The following is a 17,766-nucleotide window of genomic DNA, read 5'->3' as shown; positions in this document are numbered from 1 at the left end:
GCGACGAACCCGAAACAGAGCCCCCGGCGAAGGGACAGATGTCTCTCTACGAACGCAGCGTCCGCGCGGCCCATCGGGGCTATAAGCTGACGCTGTCCCCCCTGATCGGCCAGCAGTGCCGGTTCATGCCGACCTGTTCGGATTACGGGCGCGACGCCCTGATCCGGCACGGTCCGGTGCGGGGGGGATGGCTCACCGTGCGGCGCCTCTGTAAATGCCATCCCTTCGGCGGTTCGGGCTATGATCCCGTTCCGCCCGCCAAGACCGAAAAAGAACGACCGTCATGATCGAACTGAAATTCCCCGACGGCGCCGTGCGTCAGTATCCGGCCGGCTCGACGGGCCGCGACGTGGCCGCCGCCATCTCGCCCTCGCTGGCCAAGAAGGCGGCCCTGGTCGTCTGGAACGGCGAGCAGCGCGACCTGGACCGGGTCATCGACGGGAACGGCGACTTCCGCCTGCTGATGCGCGACGATCCCGAGGCGCTGGAGACCATCCGCCACGACGCCGCCCACGTTCTGGCCCAGGCGGTGCAGGAGCTGTTCCCCGGCACGCAGGTCACCATCGGCCCGGCCATCGAGGACGGCTTCTATTACGACTTCGCCCGCGACGAGCCCTTCTCGACCGACGACTTCCCGAAGATCGAGAAGAAGATGGCCGAGATCATCGACCGGGGCGCCCCGCTGGAGCGTCAGGTCTGGGACCGCGACACCGCCATCGCCCACTTCGAGGGCGTCGGCGAGACCTATAAGGCCGAGCTGATCCGCGACCTGCCCGAGAGCGAGACGATCACCGTCTACAAACAGGGCGAATGGGCCGACCTGTGCCGGGGTCCGCACTTCCCGACGACCAAGTTCGTCGGCAAGGCCTTCAAGCTCACCAAGCTGGCCGGCGCCTATTGGCGCGGCGATTCCAGCCGCGCCCAGCTTCAGCGCATCTACGGCACGGCCTGGGCAAGCAAGGAGGACCTGGACGCCTATCTGCTGCGCATCGAGGAGGCCGAGAAGCGCGACCACCGCAAGCTGGGCCGCGCCATGGAGCTCTTCCACATGCAGGAAGAGGGCCGGGGCATGGTCTTCTGGCACCCTAAGGGCTGGGTGCTGTGGCGCGTGCTGGAGGCCTATATACGCCGCCGTCTGGACGCCGCGGGCTATGTCGAGGTCAAGACGCCCCAGGTGCTGGACCGCAAGTTCTGGGAGGCCTCGGGCCACTGGGACAAGTATCGCCCCAATATGTTCGTCTGCGAAACGGTCGAAGGCGAGACCCTTTCCCTCAAGCCGATGAACTGCCCCGGCCACGTGCAGATCTTCGATCAGGGCCAGCGGTCCTATCGCGAACTGCCGCTGCGCATGGCCGAGTTCGGCGCCTGCCACCGCTATGAGCCCTCGGGCTCGCTGCACGGCCTGATGCGGGTGCGCGGCTTCACTCAGGACGACGCCCACATCTTCTGCCGCGAGGACCAGATCGTCGAGGAGACGGCCGAGTTCATCAAGCTGTGCCGCAGCGTCCACGCCGACCTGGGCATGGAGACCAAATACATCAGCCTGGGCACCCGTCCTGAGCAGCGCGCCGGCGACGACGCCTTCTGGGACAAGGCCGAGGCCCAGATGCTGGAGGCCGCCCGCGCCGCCGGGTCCGAGCCGGTCATCACCGAGGGCGACGGCGCCTTCTATGCGCCCAAGCTGGACTTCATTGTCAAGGACGCCATCGGCCGCGAATGGACCTGCGGCACGATCCAGCTGGACTATGTGCTGCCGGAACGTCTGGACGCGACCTACATCGCCGAGGACGGCCAGAAGCACCGCCCGGTCATGCTGCACCGGGCGATCCTGGGGTCGTTCGAGCGCTTCATCGGCATCATGATCGAGAACTACGCCGGGGCCTTCCCGCTGTGGCTGGCGCCGACGCAGGCCGTGGTGGCGACCATCACGTCTGACGCCGACGGCTATGCCGAAGAGGTTCTGGCCAAGTTCCGCGCAGCGGGTCTGCGCACCGAGATCGACCTGCGCAACGAGAAGATCAACTACAAGATCCGCGAACACTCGGTCGCCAAGGTGCCCGCCATCGCCGTGGTCGGCCGCAAGGAGGCCGAGGAAGGCAAGGTCGCCATCCGCCGCTTCGGCTCCCAGGCCCAGACCATCGTCACGGTCGAGGAAGCCATCGCCCTGCTGACGGACGAGGCCCTGGCGCCCGACCTGAAGCGCCTGCGCGACGGCCAAGGCTGACCATGCTTTCTCCTCCCCACCCAGTGGGGAGGGGGACCGCCTAGCGGTGGAGGGGCCTTGCGAGGGCAGAGCCAAGCAGCCCCTCCGTCTCGGCGGCTGCGCCGCCGATCCACCTCCCCATTGCATGGGGAGGAGAAAGTCGCGTCGGGTCGAGAAGGCGGAGCCTTCTGACCGCGACCCAGCATCAGGCGGTCTTCTCCCTCGCGCCGAGCCGGGCCATAAGCCTTCCATGGCCACCACCCTCTACATCGACGCCGACGCCTGCCCCGTGAAGGAGGAGGTCTATCGCGTGGCCCGCCGCTGCGGCCTGAAGGTCTTCGTGGTGTCCAACGCCTGGATCAACACGCCGCGCGAGCCGCTGATCGAACAGGTGGTCGTCGACGCCGGGCCGGACATCGCCGACGACTGGATCGCCGAGCGCGCCGGGCGCGGCGACATCGTCATCACCGCCGACATCCCCCTGGCCGACCGCTGCCTGAAATCGGGCGCCCAGGCGCTGAAATCGAACGGCCAGCCGTTCACGGCCGACTCCATCGGCTCGGCCCTGGCCGGGCGGATGATCGGCGAGCACCTGCGCTCCATGGGCGTGCCGACCAGCGGGCCGCCGCCCTTCTCGGCCGCCGACCGCTCGCGCTTCCTTCAGGCGCTGGACGCCGCCGTGGTGCGGGCGCGCAGAGAGGCGTCAAGAGAGGCGTCATGAGCCGCATTCCCGAGGAGGAGCTGGAGTTCCGCTTCTTCCGCGCCGGCGGTCCGGGCGGCCAGAACGTCAACAAGGTCTCCACCGCCGTGCAGATGCGGTTCGACGTCAAGAACTCGCCCAGCCTGACCGAGCCGGTGAAGGCGCGGCTGATGAAGTTGGCGGGCAGCCGCCTGACACTGGACGGGGTGATCGTCATCAGCGCGGTGCGCTTCCGCAGCCAGGAGCGCAACAAGGCCGACGCCATCGAGCGGCTGGAGGCCCTGGTCGCCGAGGCCTCGATCAAGCCGGTCTATCGCGTACCGACCCGCCCGACGCGGGCGTCCAAAGAGCGACGGCTGAAGGCCAAGTCCAGCCGGTCCTCGATCAAGAGCGGACGCGGCAAGCCGTCGCTGGACTGATCAGTCCGCAGCCGGGCGAAACAGCAGGGCGGCGATCAGGTCTTCCTCGTCGAAGCCGATGACCCAGTCGGTGGCCTGCTTTTCGAATATGACGCGGAACACGTCGGCGCCGTTCTGCTGATCCAGGTGCGAGATGGACTTCAGCGGGCCGAACTGTTGGAGCAGCGGCGCGACCTGTCCCGACTGGGCGCGAATCTGTTCGGCCATGTCAGGGGTGAACACCGTGTAGTCGATCTGACCGGCCTGCATGGCGGCGATCACGGCGCGCAAGGCCTCTTCTGAGCGGGCGATGTCAGGCGCGATCGCCGTCGTCGGCGCAGTCGGAACGGCCTGCGGGCGAGCCGGAGCGGCGCCGCCCTCGAAGGCGTGCGGCAGGGTGGCCGCTGCGGCGCCCGAGCCAGTCGCGGGGCCAGTCGCGGGCTGTGCAGGGGCCTGTTGCGCCAGCGCCGGGGCGGCCAGCAGGGTCGCGCCCATCAGGGCGGTGGTCAGAGAAAGGGTCTTCATGCGCAGGCTCCGAAGAAACGTCAGGCGACGATCATCGGCCAAAGCGTCAGCACCAAGGCGGCCGCCGACGCGCATACGGCGACGGTGACGGCGGCGACCACCCAGGGCCGCGTTCCGGCCTTCTCGATCACCAACGTCTGAGACGGCGGCGGGTTCTGCACCAGGCGCGACAGCGCCTTCAGCGCGGCCACGGCCTCGTCCATCGCTTCCTTGGCCTGGTTCGCCGGCCCCAGCTCGCGGCGGATCCAGCGCTCGACCACCGGCTTGGCGGCCTCCCACAGGTCGTGATCGGGATTGAGGCGGCGCGCCACCCCCTCGACCGAGACCATGGTCTTCTGCAGCAGCACCAGTTCGGGACGCATATGCATGTCGAACAGGGCGGTGATCTCGAACAGCTGGCCCAGCAGGCGGCCCATCGACACCTGGCTGGCCTGGCGGCCGATCACCGGCTCGCCCACCGCGCGCAGGGCCTGGGCGAAGGTGTCGACCGAATGGTGGGGCGGGACATAACCGGCCTCGAAGTGGACCCGGCTGATGCGATCGTAGTCGCGGCTGATGAAGCCCCACAGGATCTCGGCAAGGTAGCGGCGCTCGGCCGGTCCCAGCCGCCCGACGATGCCGAAGTCGATGGCCGTCAGTTGCGCGGGCGCGTCGGCGAACAGATTGCCCTCGTGCAGGTCGGCGTGGAAGACGCCGTGATCCAGCGCCTGAACCAGGAAGGCGCGCACCACCTTGTCGGCCAGGGCGTCCTTGTCGAGGCCCGGCAGTTGGACCAGCGCCGGGTCCGTCATCGGCAGGCCGGACGCCCATTCCAGGGTCAGCACCCGCTTGCCCACCCCGTCCCAGACGACGGCGGGCGCGGACATATAGCCGTCCTTGGCCATGACCTCGGCCAGTTCGGAGGCGGCCGCCGCCTCCAGCCGCATGTCCAGCTCCAGCTGCAAGGACTGGGCGATGATCTCGACGAAGGCCCGCGGCTCCAGCCGACGGGCGGGCTCGACGAAGCGGTCGACCAGCTTGGCCCCCAGACGCATGGCGTCCAGCCCCTGAGCCACGCGGCGCTCCACGCCGGGGCGCAAGACCTTGACCGCCACCTTGCGCCCGTCCGCCAGCCAGGCCGGATGCGCCTGCGCCAGCGACGCGGCGCCCATCGGTTCGCTCAGATCAATGAACAGGCTTTCGACCGGACGGCCCAGCGAGCGTTCGATCTCGCGCTTGGCCTCCTCCAGCGGGAAGGGCGGCAGCTTGTCCTTCAGCCGGCCCAGGTCCTGGGCGAACTGCAGGCCGAAGATGTCGGCGCGGGTGGCCAGCACCTGGCCCAGCTTGATGGCGACGGGGCCGAGGTGCTCGAAGGCCTCGCCGACGCGCTGGCCGGGCCGCCCGGCGCGATGCCTGCGGCTGGCGAGCATCTGAATCAGTTGCGCGAAGGGGCGGCCCCAGGCGGGCAGCAGCGGGTTGGCCTCGCGCGGGATCAGGGCGTCATGGCGCGCCAGCACCCAGCCCCAGCGAATCATGCGCAGGGCGGCGCCGACCGGATGGCGGACGGGCTGCGCCTCGGGCTTGGGCGGCGGGGCGTTGAAGGTCAGCCGGCTCAGATCGCCCACCCGTGGTGGATGGCGGCGATCCCGCCCGACAGGTTGGTGACGCTGACGCGGCTGAAGCCCGCCTCCTCGATCATCCGCTTGAAGGTCTGCTGATCGGGGAAGCGGCGGATGCTCTCGACCAGGTACTGATAGCTGTCGCGGTCCTTGGCGACCAGCTGGCCGATGCGCGGAATGGCGTGGAAGGACCAGGCGTCATAGGCCTTCCTCAGCGCGCCGGTCGTCGGGCGCGAGAACTCCAGGCAGATGAAGCGGCCGCCCGGCTTCAATGCGCGGCGCGCCTCGCGCAACGCCTGCGAAATGTCGGCCACATTGCGGATGCCGAAGCTGATCGAATAGGCGTCCAGACAGGCGTCCGGCAGCGGCAGGTGCATGGCGTCGCCGACGCCCCAGGCCATCTCGGGCTCGCCGCCCTTGGCCACGCCGTTCAGGATCATCTCGGCGTTGTAGTCCATGACGATGACGGTGGCGTCCTCGCCGCCGCGCCGGTCCTGCGCCGCGCGGGCCATCTTCGAATAGCGGCGGGCCATGTCGCCGGTGCCGCCGGCCATGTCCAGCACCACCTCGCCTGGCCTGACGTTCAGCTTGGCCGCCGTGGCGTCCTTCCAGATGCGGTGCACGCCCGCGCTCATCAGGTCGTTCATCAGGTCGTAGTTGGAGGCGACGGAGTTGAACACGCCGCGCACCATCTGCACCTTTTCCTTGGCGTCCACGTCGCGGAAGCCGAAGGAGGAGGTCTTGCCGGAAGCGTCGGAGGAGGGATCGGCCTGGGTCATGGATGCGGGTGTAACGCCTCCCGCCCCCGCCGTCATCCGGGGAAGCGCCGCATCTGACGCAGGCTGACGGCTTGTCGCGTCACTGGGCGCGCGATACGCCTGACGAAAGCATAAGGAGACGCCCATGACCGCCGCCCTCGACGTGACCGAAGTTCTGGCGGGCCTGCCCGACTGGCGCCGCGCCGACGATCCGCGCACGGCCATCGCGCGGACCCTGCGCTTCGCCGATTTCAACGCCGCCTTCGGCTTCATGACCCGCGTCGCCCTGCTGGCCGACAAGGTCGATCACCATCCGGAGTGGTCGAACGTCTACAATCGCGTCGAGGTGCTGCTGACGACCCATGACGCCGACGGGGTGACCGAGCGCGACGTGGCGATGGCCCGCTTCATCGACGAGGCGGTCAAGGGCCTGGTCGAGTAATGGCCCCCCGTCACGGACGCGTCGCGGGCAAGGCGGCCCTGATCACCGGCGCCGCTGGCGGGCTGGGCCAGGCGATGGCGCGGATGCTGGTCCGCGAGGGCGCCAACGTCGCGCTCAGCGATCTGGAGCTGAACGGCGTCCGCGCCCTGGCCGAGGCGATCAACGCCGACCACCCCGGCAAGGCCTTCGCCTATGAACACGACGTCACGCGCGAGGACGACTGGGTCCGCGTCGTCGGCGCGGCGGTGCAGGACATGGGCGGGCTCAGCATCCTGGTAAACAACGCCGGGATCGGCGGCCAGCTTCTGTGGGCCGAGCAGGACACGCTGGAGAACTGGCGCAAGGTTCAGGCGATCAACCTGGAATCCGTCATGCTGGGCTGCAAGCACGCCATGGCGCCGCTGCGGGCCTCGGGCGCGGGGTCCATCATCAACATCTCGTCCATCGCGGGACTGGCGGCGGCGCCGGGCATGGGCGCCTATAACGCCACCAAGGCAGCGGTCTGGCTCTACACCAAGACGGTGGCGCTGGAAGCGGCCAAGGCAGGCTGGAACGTGCGGGCCAACTCGGTGCACCCGGTCTTCATCAAGACGCCGATCCTCGATCCCTTCGTCGCCATGGCGGGCGGGGACGAGGCGAGCGCGCACGAAAAGCTGGCGCGCGGCATCCCGCTGAAGCGCATCGGCGAGCCGGACGACGTGGCCTACTGCGTGCTGTATCTCGCCTCGGACGAGTCCAAGTTCGTGACCGGAGCGGAGTTCAAGATCGACGGCGGACTGACAGCGCAGTAGCGCTCGGGCCTACAAACCCGCTCATCCCGGCGGACGCCGGGCCCCAGTTCTTTGGCTTCAAGCTGGACATTGGAAACCGCTGTGCGCGGAGTTCTCACTGGGTCCCGGCGTCCGCCGGGATGAACGGAAGTCGAAAGCAATGACAAAGGGCGCCGCGGTCTCCCGCAGCGCCCCTCTGTCGTCAGGCTGGAAGCCTCAGTTGCCGTAGGCGGGCGGCATCGCCCCTTCGCCGCCGGTGCGATAGCGGTCGCGCAGCAGCAGGTTGCGCGCTTGCAGCGGCTGCTCCACCCCGTCGATCAGCACGGCCGAGGGCTGGCTCAGCGGCTCCAGCGGATCGCCCGACCAGACAACGACGTCGCCCGCCGCGCCGGCCTTCAACTCGCCGAACTGGCCGTCGAAGCCGAAGATGCGCGCCGGGTTGACCGTGATCGCCTGGATGGCCGCCGCGAAGGGCAGGCCGTGCGATACGGCGTTGCCGGCGTTGTAGCGGATGTCGCGGGCGCGGTGGGCCGAGCCTTCGTTGCCCTTGAGGGCGATGACCACGCCCGCCGCGTTCAGGGCCGCCGCATTCTGCATCCGCGCCGCCCGCATCTCGAAGTTCGAAGGCAGATTGGTGGTCGGGTGCAGGATGACCGGAACCTTGGCCGCCGCGATCTCATCGGCGACCAACCAGCCTTCGGCGGCGCCGTCCAGGATGATCTTGATCCCTTCCTCGCGCGCCAGACGCAGCACCTGCTGAATGTCCGAGGCGCGGTTGACGGTGACGATCAACGGCATACGCCCCTCGGCCACGGGGATCAGGGCCTCCATATCGGCGCGCGACAGCGACAGGGCGCGCATGTCGGCCCGCTCATAGGCGGCCTTGTTGCGGGCGTAGGTCCGCACCTCGGCCAGGGTCTCCTTGAACAGGACGAACTCGGCGCCGCGCGCGCCGCCCGCCACCGCCTTGCCGGCCTCGCCGAAGGGCGCGACCATGGCCACGCGCGGCTTCACCAGAATGTCGGCGCCGCCCAGCTTGATGACCGCCGCCTGACCCGCGAACAGGCCCGGCGTCTGGAAGCCGCCCGCCCCGGCGCCGGCGAAGTCGCTGTCGTCATGGCTGTGGCCGCCGCCCGAACCGCCGTGCTGTGGCGTGACCACGGCGCGCGTGACGCCGCCCAGACGCGCCACCGGCAGGGTGAAGGACCACGGGTCCAGCCCGTAGGACAGGTCGAAGGCCGCCGTCAGGGTGTTGGCGCGGTTGGCCAGATCGTTCGAGCCGCGCACCGAGCCGACCTCGGTGCCGCCGAGGCCGGAATCCACGGCGACGAAGCCCGGCGTCACCACCTTGCCGCGCGCGTCGATGACCCGCAGACCGGCCGGGGCCGCGCCGGTTCCGACCGAAACGACCTTGCCGTTACGGATGACCACGGTGCCGTTTTCGATCACCGAGGTTCCGGTCAGCACCTGGCCGCCGGTGATGGCGACATCCTGCGCCAGGGCGGGACCGGTCAGGGCCAGGGCCGCGACAGCGCCCGCGAGGAGAGTTTTGATACGCATGGTTCAACGGGCTCCCTGGGCGACGCCAGCGGCGGACAGGCCGAAGCCGGGCTGACCCAGTTCGAAATCGGACACGGGCTGGAAGGCGGGGTTCTGACGGTCGAACGCCAGTCCGCCGTCGATGAAGACCTGGTCGGCGCGGGCGTAGATGGAGAAGGGATCGGCGCTCCAGATCACCACGTCGGCGCGCTTGCCGCTTTCCAGAGAGCCGGTCTCCTTGTCGATGCCGATGGACTTGGCCGCATTCAGCGTGATCCAGCTGATGGCGTGCTCTTCGGCGATGTTCATCCCGGCGCGGCGACCGGCCGACAGGGCGGCGGCGGCTTCCTGGTTCAGGCGCTGGATCAGTTCGGCGTCGTCCGAGTGGATGACGGCGCACGAGCCCTGGGGCGCGTCGGTCAGGGCGGCGTTCTCCTCGATGCCGTCCAGAGCCTCCATCTTGAAGCCCCACCAGCCGGTCCACATGGCGGCGCAGACGCCTTCGCGCGCCAGCAGAGGCGCGATCTTGTAGGCCTCGACCGCATGGTGGAAGGTCGTGATCTTGTAGCCGAACTCCTTGGCCACATCGAGCATGACCGCCATTTCGTCGGCGCGGTAGCAGTGGTTCTGGATCAGGATCGACCCGTCCAGCACGCCGGCCAGGGTCTCAAGCTGCAGGTTGCGGGTCGGGGGCGTGCCCTGACCGGTCTCGCGCCACTTGTCCCACTTGTCCTTGTAGTCGCGGGCCGAGATGAAGGCGGCGCGATAGCCGGCGACATTGCCCATGCCGGTGGCGGGCGACTGGTTGCGGCCGCCGTAGACGCGCGACGGGTTTTCGCCGCAGGCCATCTTCAGGCCGTAGGGGGCGCCCGGGAACTTCATCCCCTGCATGGTCACCGACGGCACGTTGCGCAGCGTCACGCCGCGACCGCCGAACAGGTTGGCCGAGCCGGGCAGGATCTGCAGCGTCGTCACCCCGCCCGCGCGGGCGGCGTTGAAGCCGGGGTCCTGGGGCCAGATCGAGTGCTCGGACCAGACCTGGGCGGTGTTCGGGTTGGTGGCTTCGTTGCCGTCGCTCATCCCCTGCACGCCGGGCGAGGGATAGACGCCCAGGTGGCTGTGAATGTCGATGATGCCGGGCGTGACGAAGCGGCCGCGCGCGTCGACCACCCGGTGGCCCGCCGGGACCGGGGTGTCCGCGCCGCCGACAGCGGCGATGCGGCCGTCGGTGACGACGACGACGCCGCCCTCGATCTTCTGGCCCGCACCGGTCAGCACCGTGGCGCCGACGATGGCCATGTTCTGGCGCGGCAGGCCGCGATAGGTCGAGGGATAGGGGTCCTGGTTGGCCCAGCCGTCCAGACCCGGCGCCATCGTGCGGTCCTTGGAGGCCGACGACGTCGAAGCGGTCTGCGTCTTGGGCGACGCCTCGCCGGTCGTGGCGCAGGCCGAAAGGCTGAGCGCGCCAAGCGCGCAGGTGAGGACAGCGAGGCTTGGACCCCGCAGGCGACTGAACAACATGGGCGAGCCCCCTCGCGCCCGCGAACGGCGGGCAAACAATGGCGCGTATACAATCGCCTGTTTCCGTCAGGGTAAAGCTCTAAAAGCGGTTGCTCGCGGCAAAGTCAGCGAGGCGCTCAATCGGCGGGCAGACGGGCGCGGACCTCCGCGTCGGTCAGGCCGTCGACCTCGATCATCTTCAGCCGCGACTGGCCGCCGCGCGCCAGGGTCACGTCGCGCTTGGGCACGCCCAGCGCCTTGGCCAGGAAGGCGGTCAGCGCGACGTTGGCCTCGCCCTCGACCGGCTGGGCGCGCACGCGGACCTTCAGCACCGGGCGGCCGTCCGGGTCGACGTCCCAACCGTCGATGCGATCGGCCGAGGCGCGCGGGGTCAGTTTGACGGGGATGCGGGCGGTCATGGGACGTGTTTGGCCCATTCACGCGAGAGCGCCAAGCTCACCTTCCCGCTCATCCCGGCGGACGCCGGGATCCAGTGCTTTGGCTTCAGGCGCCGCGCAGGAAGCTTGCGGATATCTCCACCGTTGAGCGCGCAGCTCTTACTGGGTCCCGGCGTCCGCCGGGATAAGCGGATATAGAAGGCGGATAAGAAAACGCGCCGGACGATCTCTCGCCCGGCGCGCTTCTAACTCAGCGTGCGAAACCGATCAGCCCAGAGCGGCCATCAGTTCCGGCACGGCGGTCTTGTAGTCGGCGACCCAGCCGTAGTCGGCGACCTGGAAGATCGGGGCGTCGGCGTCCTTGTTGATGGCCACGATCACCTTGGAGTCCTTCATCCCGGCCAGGTGCTGGATGGCGCCCGAGATGCCGATGGCGATGTAGAGGGCCGGGGCCACCACCTTGCCGGTCTGGCCGACCTGATAGTCGTTGGGGGCGTAGCCCGCGTCGACCGCCGCGCGCGAGGCGCCGACGGCGGCGCCCAGCTTGTCGGCCAGCGGGTCCATGACGGCGTGGAACTCTTCGGCCGAGCCCAGGGCGCGGCCGCCCGAGACGACGATCTTGGCGGCGCCCAGTTCGGGGCGGTCCGACTTGACCATCTCTTCCGAGACGAAGGCGGTCTTGGGCGCTTCGCCGGCGGCGACGCTCTCGACCGGGGCCGAGCCGCCTTCAGCGGCGGCGGCGAAGGCCGTGGGGCGCACGGTGATGACCTTCTTGGCGTCGGCCGACTGGATCGTCTCCAGCGCGTTGCCCGCGTAGATCGGCCTGACGAAGGTGTCGCCCGAGACGACCTCGACGATGTCCGAGATCGGCGCGACGTCCAGCTTGGCGGCGAGGCGCGGAGCGAAGTTCTTGCCGTCCGTGGTGGCGGGGGCCAGAACGGCGTCATAGCTCGCCGCCAGCGGCAGGACAGTGGCTTCGACCGCTTCGGCCAGACCGTGAGCGACGGCGTCGCCCTCGGCCAGCAGGACCTTGCGGACGCCCGAAATCTTGGCGGCGGCGTCCGCGACGCCCTTGGCGTCCTTGCCCAGCACCAGGACGTCCACGTCCGACGACAGCGCCAGGGCGGCCGTCACGGTCTTGTGGGTGGTGTCGCGAACAGCCGAGCCGTCGTGGTCGGCGATGACGAGAACGGCCATTACAGAACCCCTGCGTCTTTGAGCTTGGAAACCAGTTCGGCCGCATCGGCGACCTTGACGCCCGCCGAACGCTTCGGCGGCTCCGTCACCTTGAGCACCTTCAGGCGGTCGGCCGTGTCGACGCCGTAATCGGCGACCGCCTTCACGGCGATCTCCTTCTTCTTGGCCTTCATGATGTTCGGCAAGCTGGCGTAGCGCGGCGTGTTCAGGCGCAGGTCGACCGACACGACGGCGGGCAGTTCCGCCGCAACCGTCTGCAGGCCGCCGTCGACTTCACGCGTCACCACAGCCTTGCCGCCCTCGATCACCAGCTTGCCGGCGAAGGTGGCCTGCGGCCAGTCCAGCAGGGCGGCCAGCATCTGGCCGACCGCATTGTTGTCGCCGTCGATCGACTGCTTGCCCAGCAGGACCAGATCCGGCTTCTCCTGGTCGACCACCGCCTTCAGCACCTTGGCGACGGCCAGCGGCTCCAGGTCGGTGTCCGACTGCACCAGAACGCCGCGATCGGCGCCCATGGCCAGGGCCGTGCGGATGGTTTCCTGAGCCTGGGTCACGCCGATGGAGACGACGACGATCTCGGTCGCCGTGCCCGCAGCATGGTGTTCCTTGCCTTCCTTTAGACGCACCGCCTCTTCGACGGCGATTTCGTCGAAGGGGTTCATGCTCATCTTGACGTTGGCCAGATCGACGCCGGTCTGATCCGCCTTGACGCGGGCCTTGACGTTATAGTCGATCACCCGTTTCACCGGGACGAGTACCTTCATGAGCCTATCCACTTGGTCATCGAAATGTCGGTCGAGGGATTGGACCGACGAGGCCGACCTGTCAACGTAACGCTACGTGAAGTGCGGTGGTGTCGCGGACGCATTTTTGATTTATTGAGACCGGCATGAAACGCTTCCTGACGATCCGTCGCCTCAGCTTTATCTTCTTCAGCCTGTTTGCTGTGACGCTGGCGGGGGTGTTCATCCTGCAGCGTTTCTGGGTCGATCCGGGCGATCGCTGTACGGCCAAGGGCTATTGGTACGACTTGGAGACGCGCATCTGCGCCCAGCCCGTCTACATCCCCGACATCACCAAACGGCCGGAGGGCATGTCGCGCGCTGAAGCCTCGGCCGAGGCCAACCGCGACCTGGTCAAGCTGGAAGACCAGATCGCCGCCGACAAACGCGCCCGCGCCGCCGCCACCGAAGCCGAGCGCGAACGGGTCAAGGCGCTTCAGGGGCGCTAAGGCCCCCCTGCTCTTCAGTCTGTGCTCAGCCTCAGCGCGTCGCGCCGGGGCGCCACAGCACGTCGCCCGCGCCGTTGGCGTTGGCGCGGCGGGCGGCGACGAAGAGGTGGTCCGACAGGCGGTTCAGATAGCGGACCGCCTCGGGGTTCACCGTCTCGCCGCTTTCCACCAGGCGCACGGCGTCGCGCTCGGCCCGACGGCACACGGTGCGCGCCAGATGCAGATGCGCCGACAGCGGCGAACCGCCTGACAGGATGAAGCTGTCCAGCGACTTGAGACAGCCGTTCATCCAGTCGATCTCGCTTTCCAGACGCTCGACCTGAGAGGCGATGATGCGCAGGGCCTCCCACTTGGGCGCAGGCTCCAGCGGGGTGGCCAGGTCGGCGCCCAGGTCGAACAGCTCGTTCTGGATGCGGCCCAGCATGGCGTCGATGCGATCGTTCTGGCCGCTGTTCAGGCGCGCCACGCCGATGACGGCGTTGAGTTCGTCCACCGTCCCATAGGCCTCGACCCGCAGATCGGTCTTGGACACCGGCGCGCCCGAGGCCAGTCGCGTCTGACCGGCGTCGCCGGTGCGGGTGTAAATCTTGTTCAGCGTCACCATGGCGCGCCCTCCCCTGTTTTCGTCGGCGCCGGCCTCAGCCCGCGTGCGTGCGTTTCAGCCACATTCCGATCATCAGCAGCAGCACCGCCACCGCCTGCAGGGCCACGCGCCACCGCATCAGCTTGTTGGACCGGACGCCGGCGCCCTCGCCCCCGCGCTGCAGGTTGTACAGGCCCAGGCCAAGAGTGATCGCGACGGCGGCCACGGCGATGAGGATCAGGATGTCGATGATGTCCATGACCGCCTCTTTAGGCCCACCCGCATTGGCGCGCCAGTCGGGTCCGAGGCGAGCGCAAATGCGACCTATTCGCACACCCCCGTTGCCAGACAGATGCGAACGCTGTTGAGAAGCGTTCTCATTTCTTAAGGCCCTTGCCACCATGTCCTGCTTCCCCGTCTCCCGCCGCTCGTCCCTGCTGACCGCCGCCGCCCTGATGACCGTCGCGGGTCCCGCGCCGGCCCTGGCCAGGGACAGCGGCGACGGGATGGATCAAGCGCACAAGGTCGCTGATGTCGTCGTCACCGCATCCGGCTTCGAACAGAGGATCACTCAGGCGCCCGCTTCGATCAGCGTGCTGCCGCGCCAGGAGATCGAAGAGATTCGCGCAACGTCGATCGCCGAAATCCTCAACAACATCGAGGGCGTGGACACCGGCTCAGGCGTCGGCAAGTCGGGCGGCCAGACCATCAACATCCGCGGCATGGGCCCGGACTACACCCTGATCCTGATCGACGGCCGCCGCCAGAACACCGCCGGCAGCGTGACGCCCAACGGCTTCAACGAAACCGCCAACAGCTTCCTGCCGCCGGTGTCGGCTATCGAGCGGGTCGAGGTTGTGCGCGGGCCGGTCGCCACCCTCTATGGTTCCGACGCCATGGGCGGCGTCATCAATCTGATCACCCGCAAGGTCGGGCAGGTTTGGACCGGCTCGGCCTCGGCCAACTATACGCTGCAGGGCGACAGCGAGTTCGGCGACTTCTGGGGCGTCAACGGCTACGCCTCGGGTCCGCTGATCGCCGACCGCCTCGGCCTGGCCTTGCGCGGCTCCTGGGCCGAGCGCGAGCAGTCCAACCTGAAGTACCGCGACTTGAACGGCGACGAGGTCGAGGTCGCCGGCTTCGGCCGCAGCGCCACCGCCTATGAGATCTGGACCCTGGGCGCCCGCCTCAGCCTGACGCCGAACGCCGACCACGACCTGTGGCTGGACGTCGACGCCGCCAGCCAGTGGTACGACAACGCCAGGGGTCAGATGGGGACCAACACCGTCGCCGGCGGCTACAAGGACTTCCTGGAGTTCAACCGCGAGCAATACCTGCTGGCCCATAACTGGCGCTTCGGCTTCGGCACGCTGGAATCCACCCTGTCGCACAACAAGACCGAGACGCTGGGCCGTCTGATCCCGCGCGGCGTTTCCGGCGCTGGCGGCGACCGCACGTTGGAGACGACGACCACCCTGTTCGACACCAAGCTGAACAGCCAGTGGCGCAACCACACCTTCACCGTCGGGGGCCAGTATATGGACGCCGAAATGACCGACGGCGTGGCCAGCGGCAATTTCGTCTTCGAGCAATGGGCCCTGTTCGCCGAAGACGAATGGCGGCTGCGCGATGATCTGGCCCTGACCGTCGGCCTTCGTTACGACGACCACTCCAGCTTCGGCGACCACGTCAGCCCGCGCGCCTATCTGGTGTGGAACGCCAATGAGCAGTGGACGCTGAAGGGCGGCGTCAGCGGCGGCTACAAGACCCCGCGCCTGGAGCAGCTGACCCCCGGCATTAACGGGTTCGGCCGCCAGGGCGCCCTGCCGTTGATCGGCAGCCCGGGACTGAAGCCCGAGACCAGCACCGCCTATGAGTTCGGCGTCTATTTCGACAACGCCTCGACCTTCCGCGCCAACGCCACGATCTTCCGCAACGACTTCGAGGACAAGATCGCCTCGGGTCAACCGATCGCCAACTGCACCTTCGGCCTGACCCAGGCCCAGTATGACGCCGGGACCTATTCCAAGACGGGCTGCGCCGACGTCGGCTTCTGGTCCGCCATCAAGGAGTTCGGCCAGAGCGTGAACATCGACGAGGCCGTGACCCAGGGGCTGGAAGTCGCCGCCCGCTGGCGCTTCGCTGAAGCCTGGAGCCTGCACGGCAACTACACCTATACCGACAGCGAGCAGAAGTCCGGCGCCCGGGCGGGCCAGCGCCTGACCGACACGCCCGAACACATGGTCAACGCCCAGCTGCGATGGCGGCCCACCGACCGCCTGTCGACCTGGGTGCGCGGCGAATACCGCTCCGAGCGCTGGCGCGGCGAAGGCGCCGCCCGCGACGCCCTGGGCGACTTCAAGGCCTATGAGCTGTTCCACATCGGCGGCTCGTACGAGGTCAACGACCGGGTGACGCTGAATGCGGCGGTCTACAACCTGTTCGACAAGGACTTCGTGCGCCTGGCTCCCTATGGGACGCCGGTCGCCTATTCGCCGGAATACGCCAACAATCAGGAACCGCGCCGCCTCTGGGTGTCGGTGACGACGACCTTCTAAACCCCGCTTCGGTTTCCTCCCCGACTGACCGGGCCGCCTCCTGCGGGAAGCGGCCCGTTTTTTTGGCGCTCCAAACTAAGCCGTTGGTCACCTTTGGCGAGCACAATGGCGGCATGACCGATCGCGCCATCCGCAATCTCGAACACCTGCGCCGCACCGCCTCGACGGCGCGGGTGCTGAACCTGCTCAAGGTCTATGACGAGCACGGCGACACCGACGACTGGGCGGAGCGCCCGATGTTCCGCACCCCCGCGCTGAACCGCTGCCTGATCATCAAGCACCGGCTGCGGCGCAACGAGACGGACGCCTTTCCTGGCCGTCGTCAGGTCGCGACCAAGATCGTGGTGCCGATCGACAGCACCGACCTGAAGACCGGAGGGCGCTTCATCTTCGTCAATCAGATCGGCTTCGAGCGCGCCATGCATGAAGCGTTCGGCGTCGACGCCGATCACCCGGACCTGAAGACCCTGCGGCTGATGGACCGGCTGCCGTCGCTGGACCCCTTCCTGCTGCGCGAGCAACTGAGACGCGGCAATGTCGACGCCGCGCCCTGCTACTTCGCCCTCAGCGACGCCGACCTGGAGCGGATGCTGGAGTTCGTCCAACTCGAAATCGAGCCCCTGGTGACCCTCAGCATCGGCGACGGGGTCGTGGCCGCCGGCTCGACAGCCCGCATGGCCGCGAAGATCCTGTCCAACGCGCCCGGCGACCGGCTGGAGGCCCTGCGCCTGACGCTGAAGCTGGAGCCTGAGCAGTATCAGGAGGGCGTCTTCTGCTGGAAGGGCTTCCTCTATTACAAATGGGCGCTCAGCAGCCTGATGGCCGACATCGTCAATGTCGCCGACGAGGTGGTGACGGTGCAGCCCGTCGGCCCCAGCGACCGGGCCGCCGCCGAATATATTCAACGCGGACGCGGCGTCCTGCGCGCGCGCATCATGAAAACCTGCGACGAGGTCAGCCGGACGCTGCGCTATTACGACGACGCCTATGCGGCCCTGACGCGCGAGGGCAATCCGGTGGCGTTCCGCGACTTTCTTCTGGAGGCGCCGGCCCTGTTCACCCGGCTGGGGGACCAGCTGGGCGCGGTGCAGCACATCGTCAGCTTCTGGCGCTTCCGTTTCAACCCCAAGGCGCCGCCAGTGGGGGTGGACGAGCTGATCGACATCTTCATGGACTTCGAGACCGGCCTGATGGGACGCGGGCCGGACGAGTTCGATCCGCGCGACATCGCGGCGTGAACTGAGCGCCGCTTTCCTCCCCATGAAATGGGGAGGGGGACCCCGAAGGGGTGGAGGGGCTTGAACAGCGGGACGGAAAAGAAGGCCGAGGCGAAACCAAGCAGCCCCTCCGTCTCGTCGGCTACGCC

At 68.3% G+C, this 17,766-nt stretch carries 19 protein-coding genes; 9 read left to right on the top strand and 10 right to left on the bottom strand.

What is annotated here, in order from left to right:
- The first annotated feature begins 38 nt into the window (after positions 1–38).
- The 4 genes from yidD to arfB all read left to right on the top strand — a co-directional run bounded on the left by yidD (position 39) and on the right by arfB (position 3,322).
- The gene (gene yidD / locus ACLBV5_RS13075; protein ID WP_024355105.1) at positions 39–287 is read left to right on the top strand and encodes a membrane protein insertion efficiency factor YidD; all 249 of its coding nucleotides are present in this window, start codon (positions 39–41) and stop codon (positions 285–287) included.
- Entirely contained in the window at positions 284–2,224 is a 1,941-nt protein-coding gene (thrS, locus tag ACLBV5_RS13070; protein WP_447605926.1) for a threonine--tRNA ligase, read from the top strand. The genes yidD and thrS overlap by 4 nt, the downstream gene beginning before the upstream one ends.
- Positions 2,225–2,453: 229 nt before the next feature.
- On the top strand, positions 2,454–2,924 hold the full coding sequence (locus ACLBV5_RS13065; RefSeq protein ID WP_447605925.1) for a YaiI/YqxD family protein: 471 nt from the start codon (positions 2,454–2,456) through the stop codon (positions 2,922–2,924).
- Positions 2,921–3,322: an alternative ribosome rescue aminoacyl-tRNA hydrolase ArfB gene (gene arfB, locus ACLBV5_RS13060; RefSeq protein ID WP_447605924.1), complete on the top strand. Its 402-nt coding sequence runs from the start codon at positions 2,921–2,923 to the stop codon at positions 3,320–3,322. The genes ACLBV5_RS13065 and arfB overlap by 4 nt, the downstream gene beginning before the upstream one ends.
- Here the strand turns inward: arfB and ACLBV5_RS13055 are convergent, their stop codons facing one another.
- The 3 genes from ACLBV5_RS13055 to ACLBV5_RS13045 are packed head-to-tail and all read right to left on the bottom strand — an operon-like array spanning position 3,323 to position 6,203.
- On the bottom strand, positions 3,323–3,826 hold the full coding sequence (locus ACLBV5_RS13055; protein ID WP_447605923.1) for a hypothetical protein: 504 nt from the start codon (positions 3,824–3,826) through the stop codon (positions 3,323–3,325).
- Positions 3,827–3,846: 20 nt separating this feature from the next.
- Positions 3,847–5,430, bottom strand: a complete 1,584-nt coding sequence (gene ubiB, locus ACLBV5_RS13050) for a 2-polyprenylphenol 6-hydroxylase (RefSeq protein ID WP_312445197.1) — start codon at positions 5,428–5,430, stop codon at positions 3,847–3,849.
- The gene (locus tag ACLBV5_RS13045; protein ID WP_278070279.1) at positions 5,418–6,203 is read right to left on the bottom strand and encodes a class I SAM-dependent methyltransferase; all 786 of its coding nucleotides are present in this window, start codon (positions 6,201–6,203) and stop codon (positions 5,418–5,420) included. Before ACLBV5_RS13045 ends, ubiB begins: the two co-directional genes overlap by 13 nt.
- 124 nt (positions 6,204–6,327) lie before the next feature.
- Between ACLBV5_RS13045 and ACLBV5_RS13040 the strand changes: the two genes are divergently transcribed.
- Complete coding sequence (locus tag ACLBV5_RS13040) at positions 6,328–6,624, top strand: 4a-hydroxytetrahydrobiopterin dehydratase (protein ID WP_447605922.1); 297 nt, start codon at positions 6,328–6,330, stop codon at positions 6,622–6,624.
- A complete protein-coding gene (locus ACLBV5_RS13035) occupies positions 6,624–7,415 on the top strand; it encodes an SDR family oxidoreductase (RefSeq protein WP_447605921.1) in 792 nt (263 codons plus the stop codon). Before ACLBV5_RS13040 ends, ACLBV5_RS13035 begins: the two co-directional genes overlap by 1 nt.
- Positions 7,416–7,610: 195 nt before the next feature.
- Here ACLBV5_RS13035 and ACLBV5_RS13030 read toward each other — a convergent pair whose 3' ends face one another.
- The 5 genes from ACLBV5_RS13030 to ACLBV5_RS13010 all read right to left on the bottom strand — a co-directional run bounded on the left by ACLBV5_RS13030 (position 7,611) and on the right by ACLBV5_RS13010 (position 12,792).
- Positions 7,611–8,954, bottom strand: coding sequence for an amidohydrolase family protein (locus tag ACLBV5_RS13030; protein ID WP_447605920.1), 1,344 nt, complete (start codon positions 8,952–8,954; stop codon positions 7,611–7,613).
- Between the two features lie 3 nt (positions 8,955–8,957).
- Positions 8,958–10,454: an amidohydrolase gene (locus ACLBV5_RS13025; protein ID WP_447605919.1), complete on the bottom strand. Its 1,497-nt coding sequence runs from the start codon at positions 10,452–10,454 to the stop codon at positions 8,958–8,960.
- Positions 10,455–10,570: 116 nt separating this feature from the next.
- Positions 10,571–10,852 (bottom strand): DUF167 family protein, encoded by a 282-nt coding sequence (locus ACLBV5_RS13020; RefSeq protein WP_134582201.1) that lies wholly within the window; start codon positions 10,850–10,852, stop codon positions 10,571–10,573.
- A gap of 246 nt (positions 10,853–11,098) precedes the next feature.
- Entirely contained in the window at positions 11,099–12,028 is a 930-nt protein-coding gene (locus ACLBV5_RS13015) for an electron transfer flavoprotein subunit alpha/FixB family protein (protein ID WP_447605918.1), read from the bottom strand.
- Positions 12,028–12,792, bottom strand: a complete 765-nt coding sequence (locus tag ACLBV5_RS13010) for an electron transfer flavoprotein subunit beta/FixA family protein (RefSeq protein ID WP_447605917.1) — start codon at positions 12,790–12,792, stop codon at positions 12,028–12,030. Before ACLBV5_RS13010 ends, ACLBV5_RS13015 begins: the two co-directional genes overlap by 1 nt.
- Positions 12,793–12,917: 125 nt before the next feature.
- On the opposite strand from ACLBV5_RS13010, the gene ACLBV5_RS13005 reads away from it, so the two are divergent.
- Complete coding sequence (locus tag ACLBV5_RS13005; RefSeq protein WP_025976100.1) at positions 12,918–13,259, top strand: hypothetical protein; 342 nt, start codon at positions 12,918–12,920, stop codon at positions 13,257–13,259.
- Positions 13,260–13,290: 31 nt separating this feature from the next.
- Here ACLBV5_RS13005 and ACLBV5_RS13000 read toward each other — a convergent pair whose 3' ends face one another.
- Positions 13,291–13,863, bottom strand: coding sequence for a cob(I)yrinic acid a,c-diamide adenosyltransferase (locus ACLBV5_RS13000; protein ID WP_447605916.1), 573 nt, complete (start codon positions 13,861–13,863; stop codon positions 13,291–13,293).
- A 34-nt stretch (positions 13,864–13,897) separates the two neighbouring features.
- Positions 13,898–14,101, bottom strand: coding sequence for a twin transmembrane helix small protein (locus tag ACLBV5_RS12995; RefSeq protein WP_025976098.1), 204 nt, complete (start codon positions 14,099–14,101; stop codon positions 13,898–13,900).
- Positions 14,102–14,243: 142 nt separating this feature from the next.
- Here ACLBV5_RS12995 and ACLBV5_RS12990 point away from each other — a divergent pair, with 142 nt between their 5' ends.
- Both ACLBV5_RS12990 and ACLBV5_RS12985 read left to right on the top strand, forming a co-directional pair.
- The gene (locus ACLBV5_RS12990) at positions 14,244–16,400 is read left to right on the top strand and encodes a TonB-dependent receptor domain-containing protein (protein ID WP_447605915.1); all 2,157 of its coding nucleotides are present in this window, start codon (positions 14,244–14,246) and stop codon (positions 16,398–16,400) included.
- 113 nt (positions 16,401–16,513) lie between these two features.
- Positions 16,514–17,638: a hypothetical protein gene (locus ACLBV5_RS12985; protein WP_447605914.1), complete on the top strand. Its 1,125-nt coding sequence runs from the start codon at positions 16,514–16,516 to the stop codon at positions 17,636–17,638.
- Positions 17,639–17,766: the final 128 nt, after the last annotated feature.

The organism is Brevundimonas sp. M1A4_2e, from assembly GCF_053345555.1.
This window is presented reverse-complemented; position numbering and strand designations above follow the sequence as displayed.

What these genes read in the sequence shown, in the direction of transcription:
- yidD (WP_024355105.1), top strand. Translation starts at nt 39, where the DNA reads ATGTCTCTCTACGAACGCAGCGTCCGCGCGGCCCATCGGGGCTATAAG.
- thrS (WP_447605926.1), top strand. Translation starts at nt 284, where the DNA reads ATGATCGAACTGAAATTCCCCGACGGCGCCGTGCGTCAGTATCCGGCC.
- ACLBV5_RS13065 (WP_447605925.1), top strand. Translation starts at nt 2,454, where the DNA reads ATGGCCACCACCCTCTACATCGACGCCGACGCCTGCCCCGTGAAGGAG.
- arfB (WP_447605924.1), top strand. Translation starts at nt 2,921, where the DNA reads ATGAGCCGCATTCCCGAGGAGGAGCTGGAGTTCCGCTTCTTCCGCGCC.
- ACLBV5_RS13055 (WP_447605923.1), bottom strand. Translation starts at nt 3,826, where the DNA reads ATGAAGACCCTTTCTCTGACCACCGCCCTGATGGGCGCGACCCTGCTG.
- ACLBV5_RS13045 (WP_278070279.1), bottom strand. Translation starts at nt 6,203, where the DNA reads ATGACCCAGGCCGATCCCTCCTCCGACGCTTCCGGCAAGACCTCCTCC.
- ACLBV5_RS13040 (WP_447605922.1), top strand. Translation starts at nt 6,328, where the DNA reads ATGACCGCCGCCCTCGACGTGACCGAAGTTCTGGCGGGCCTGCCCGAC.
- ACLBV5_RS13035 (WP_447605921.1), top strand. Translation starts at nt 6,624, where the DNA reads ATGGCCCCCCGTCACGGACGCGTCGCGGGCAAGGCGGCCCTGATCACC.
- ACLBV5_RS13030 (WP_447605920.1), bottom strand. Translation starts at nt 8,954, where the DNA reads ATGCGTATCAAAACTCTCCTCGCGGGCGCTGTCGCGGCCCTGGCCCTG.
- ACLBV5_RS13025 (WP_447605919.1), bottom strand. Translation starts at nt 10,454, where the DNA reads ATGTTGTTCAGTCGCCTGCGGGGTCCAAGCCTCGCTGTCCTCACCTGC.
- ACLBV5_RS13020 (WP_134582201.1), bottom strand. Translation starts at nt 10,852, where the DNA reads ATGACCGCCCGCATCCCCGTCAAACTGACCCCGCGCGCCTCGGCCGAT.
- ACLBV5_RS13015 (WP_447605918.1), bottom strand. Translation starts at nt 12,028, where the DNA reads ATGGCCGTTCTCGTCATCGCCGACCACGACGGCTCGGCTGTTCGCGAC.
- ACLBV5_RS13010 (WP_447605917.1), bottom strand. Translation starts at nt 12,792, where the DNA reads ATGAAGGTACTCGTCCCGGTGAAACGGGTGATCGACTATAACGTCAAG.
- ACLBV5_RS13005 (WP_025976100.1), top strand. Translation starts at nt 12,918, where the DNA reads ATGAAACGCTTCCTGACGATCCGTCGCCTCAGCTTTATCTTCTTCAGC.
- ACLBV5_RS13000 (WP_447605916.1), bottom strand. Translation starts at nt 13,863, where the DNA reads ATGGTGACGCTGAACAAGATTTACACCCGCACCGGCGACGCCGGTCAG.
- ACLBV5_RS12995 (WP_025976098.1), bottom strand. Translation starts at nt 14,101, where the DNA reads ATGGACATCATCGACATCCTGATCCTCATCGCCGTGGCCGCCGTCGCG.
- ACLBV5_RS12990 (WP_447605915.1), top strand. Translation starts at nt 14,244, where the DNA reads ATGTCCTGCTTCCCCGTCTCCCGCCGCTCGTCCCTGCTGACCGCCGCC.
- ACLBV5_RS12985 (WP_447605914.1), top strand. Translation starts at nt 16,514, where the DNA reads ATGACCGATCGCGCCATCCGCAATCTCGAACACCTGCGCCGCACCGCC.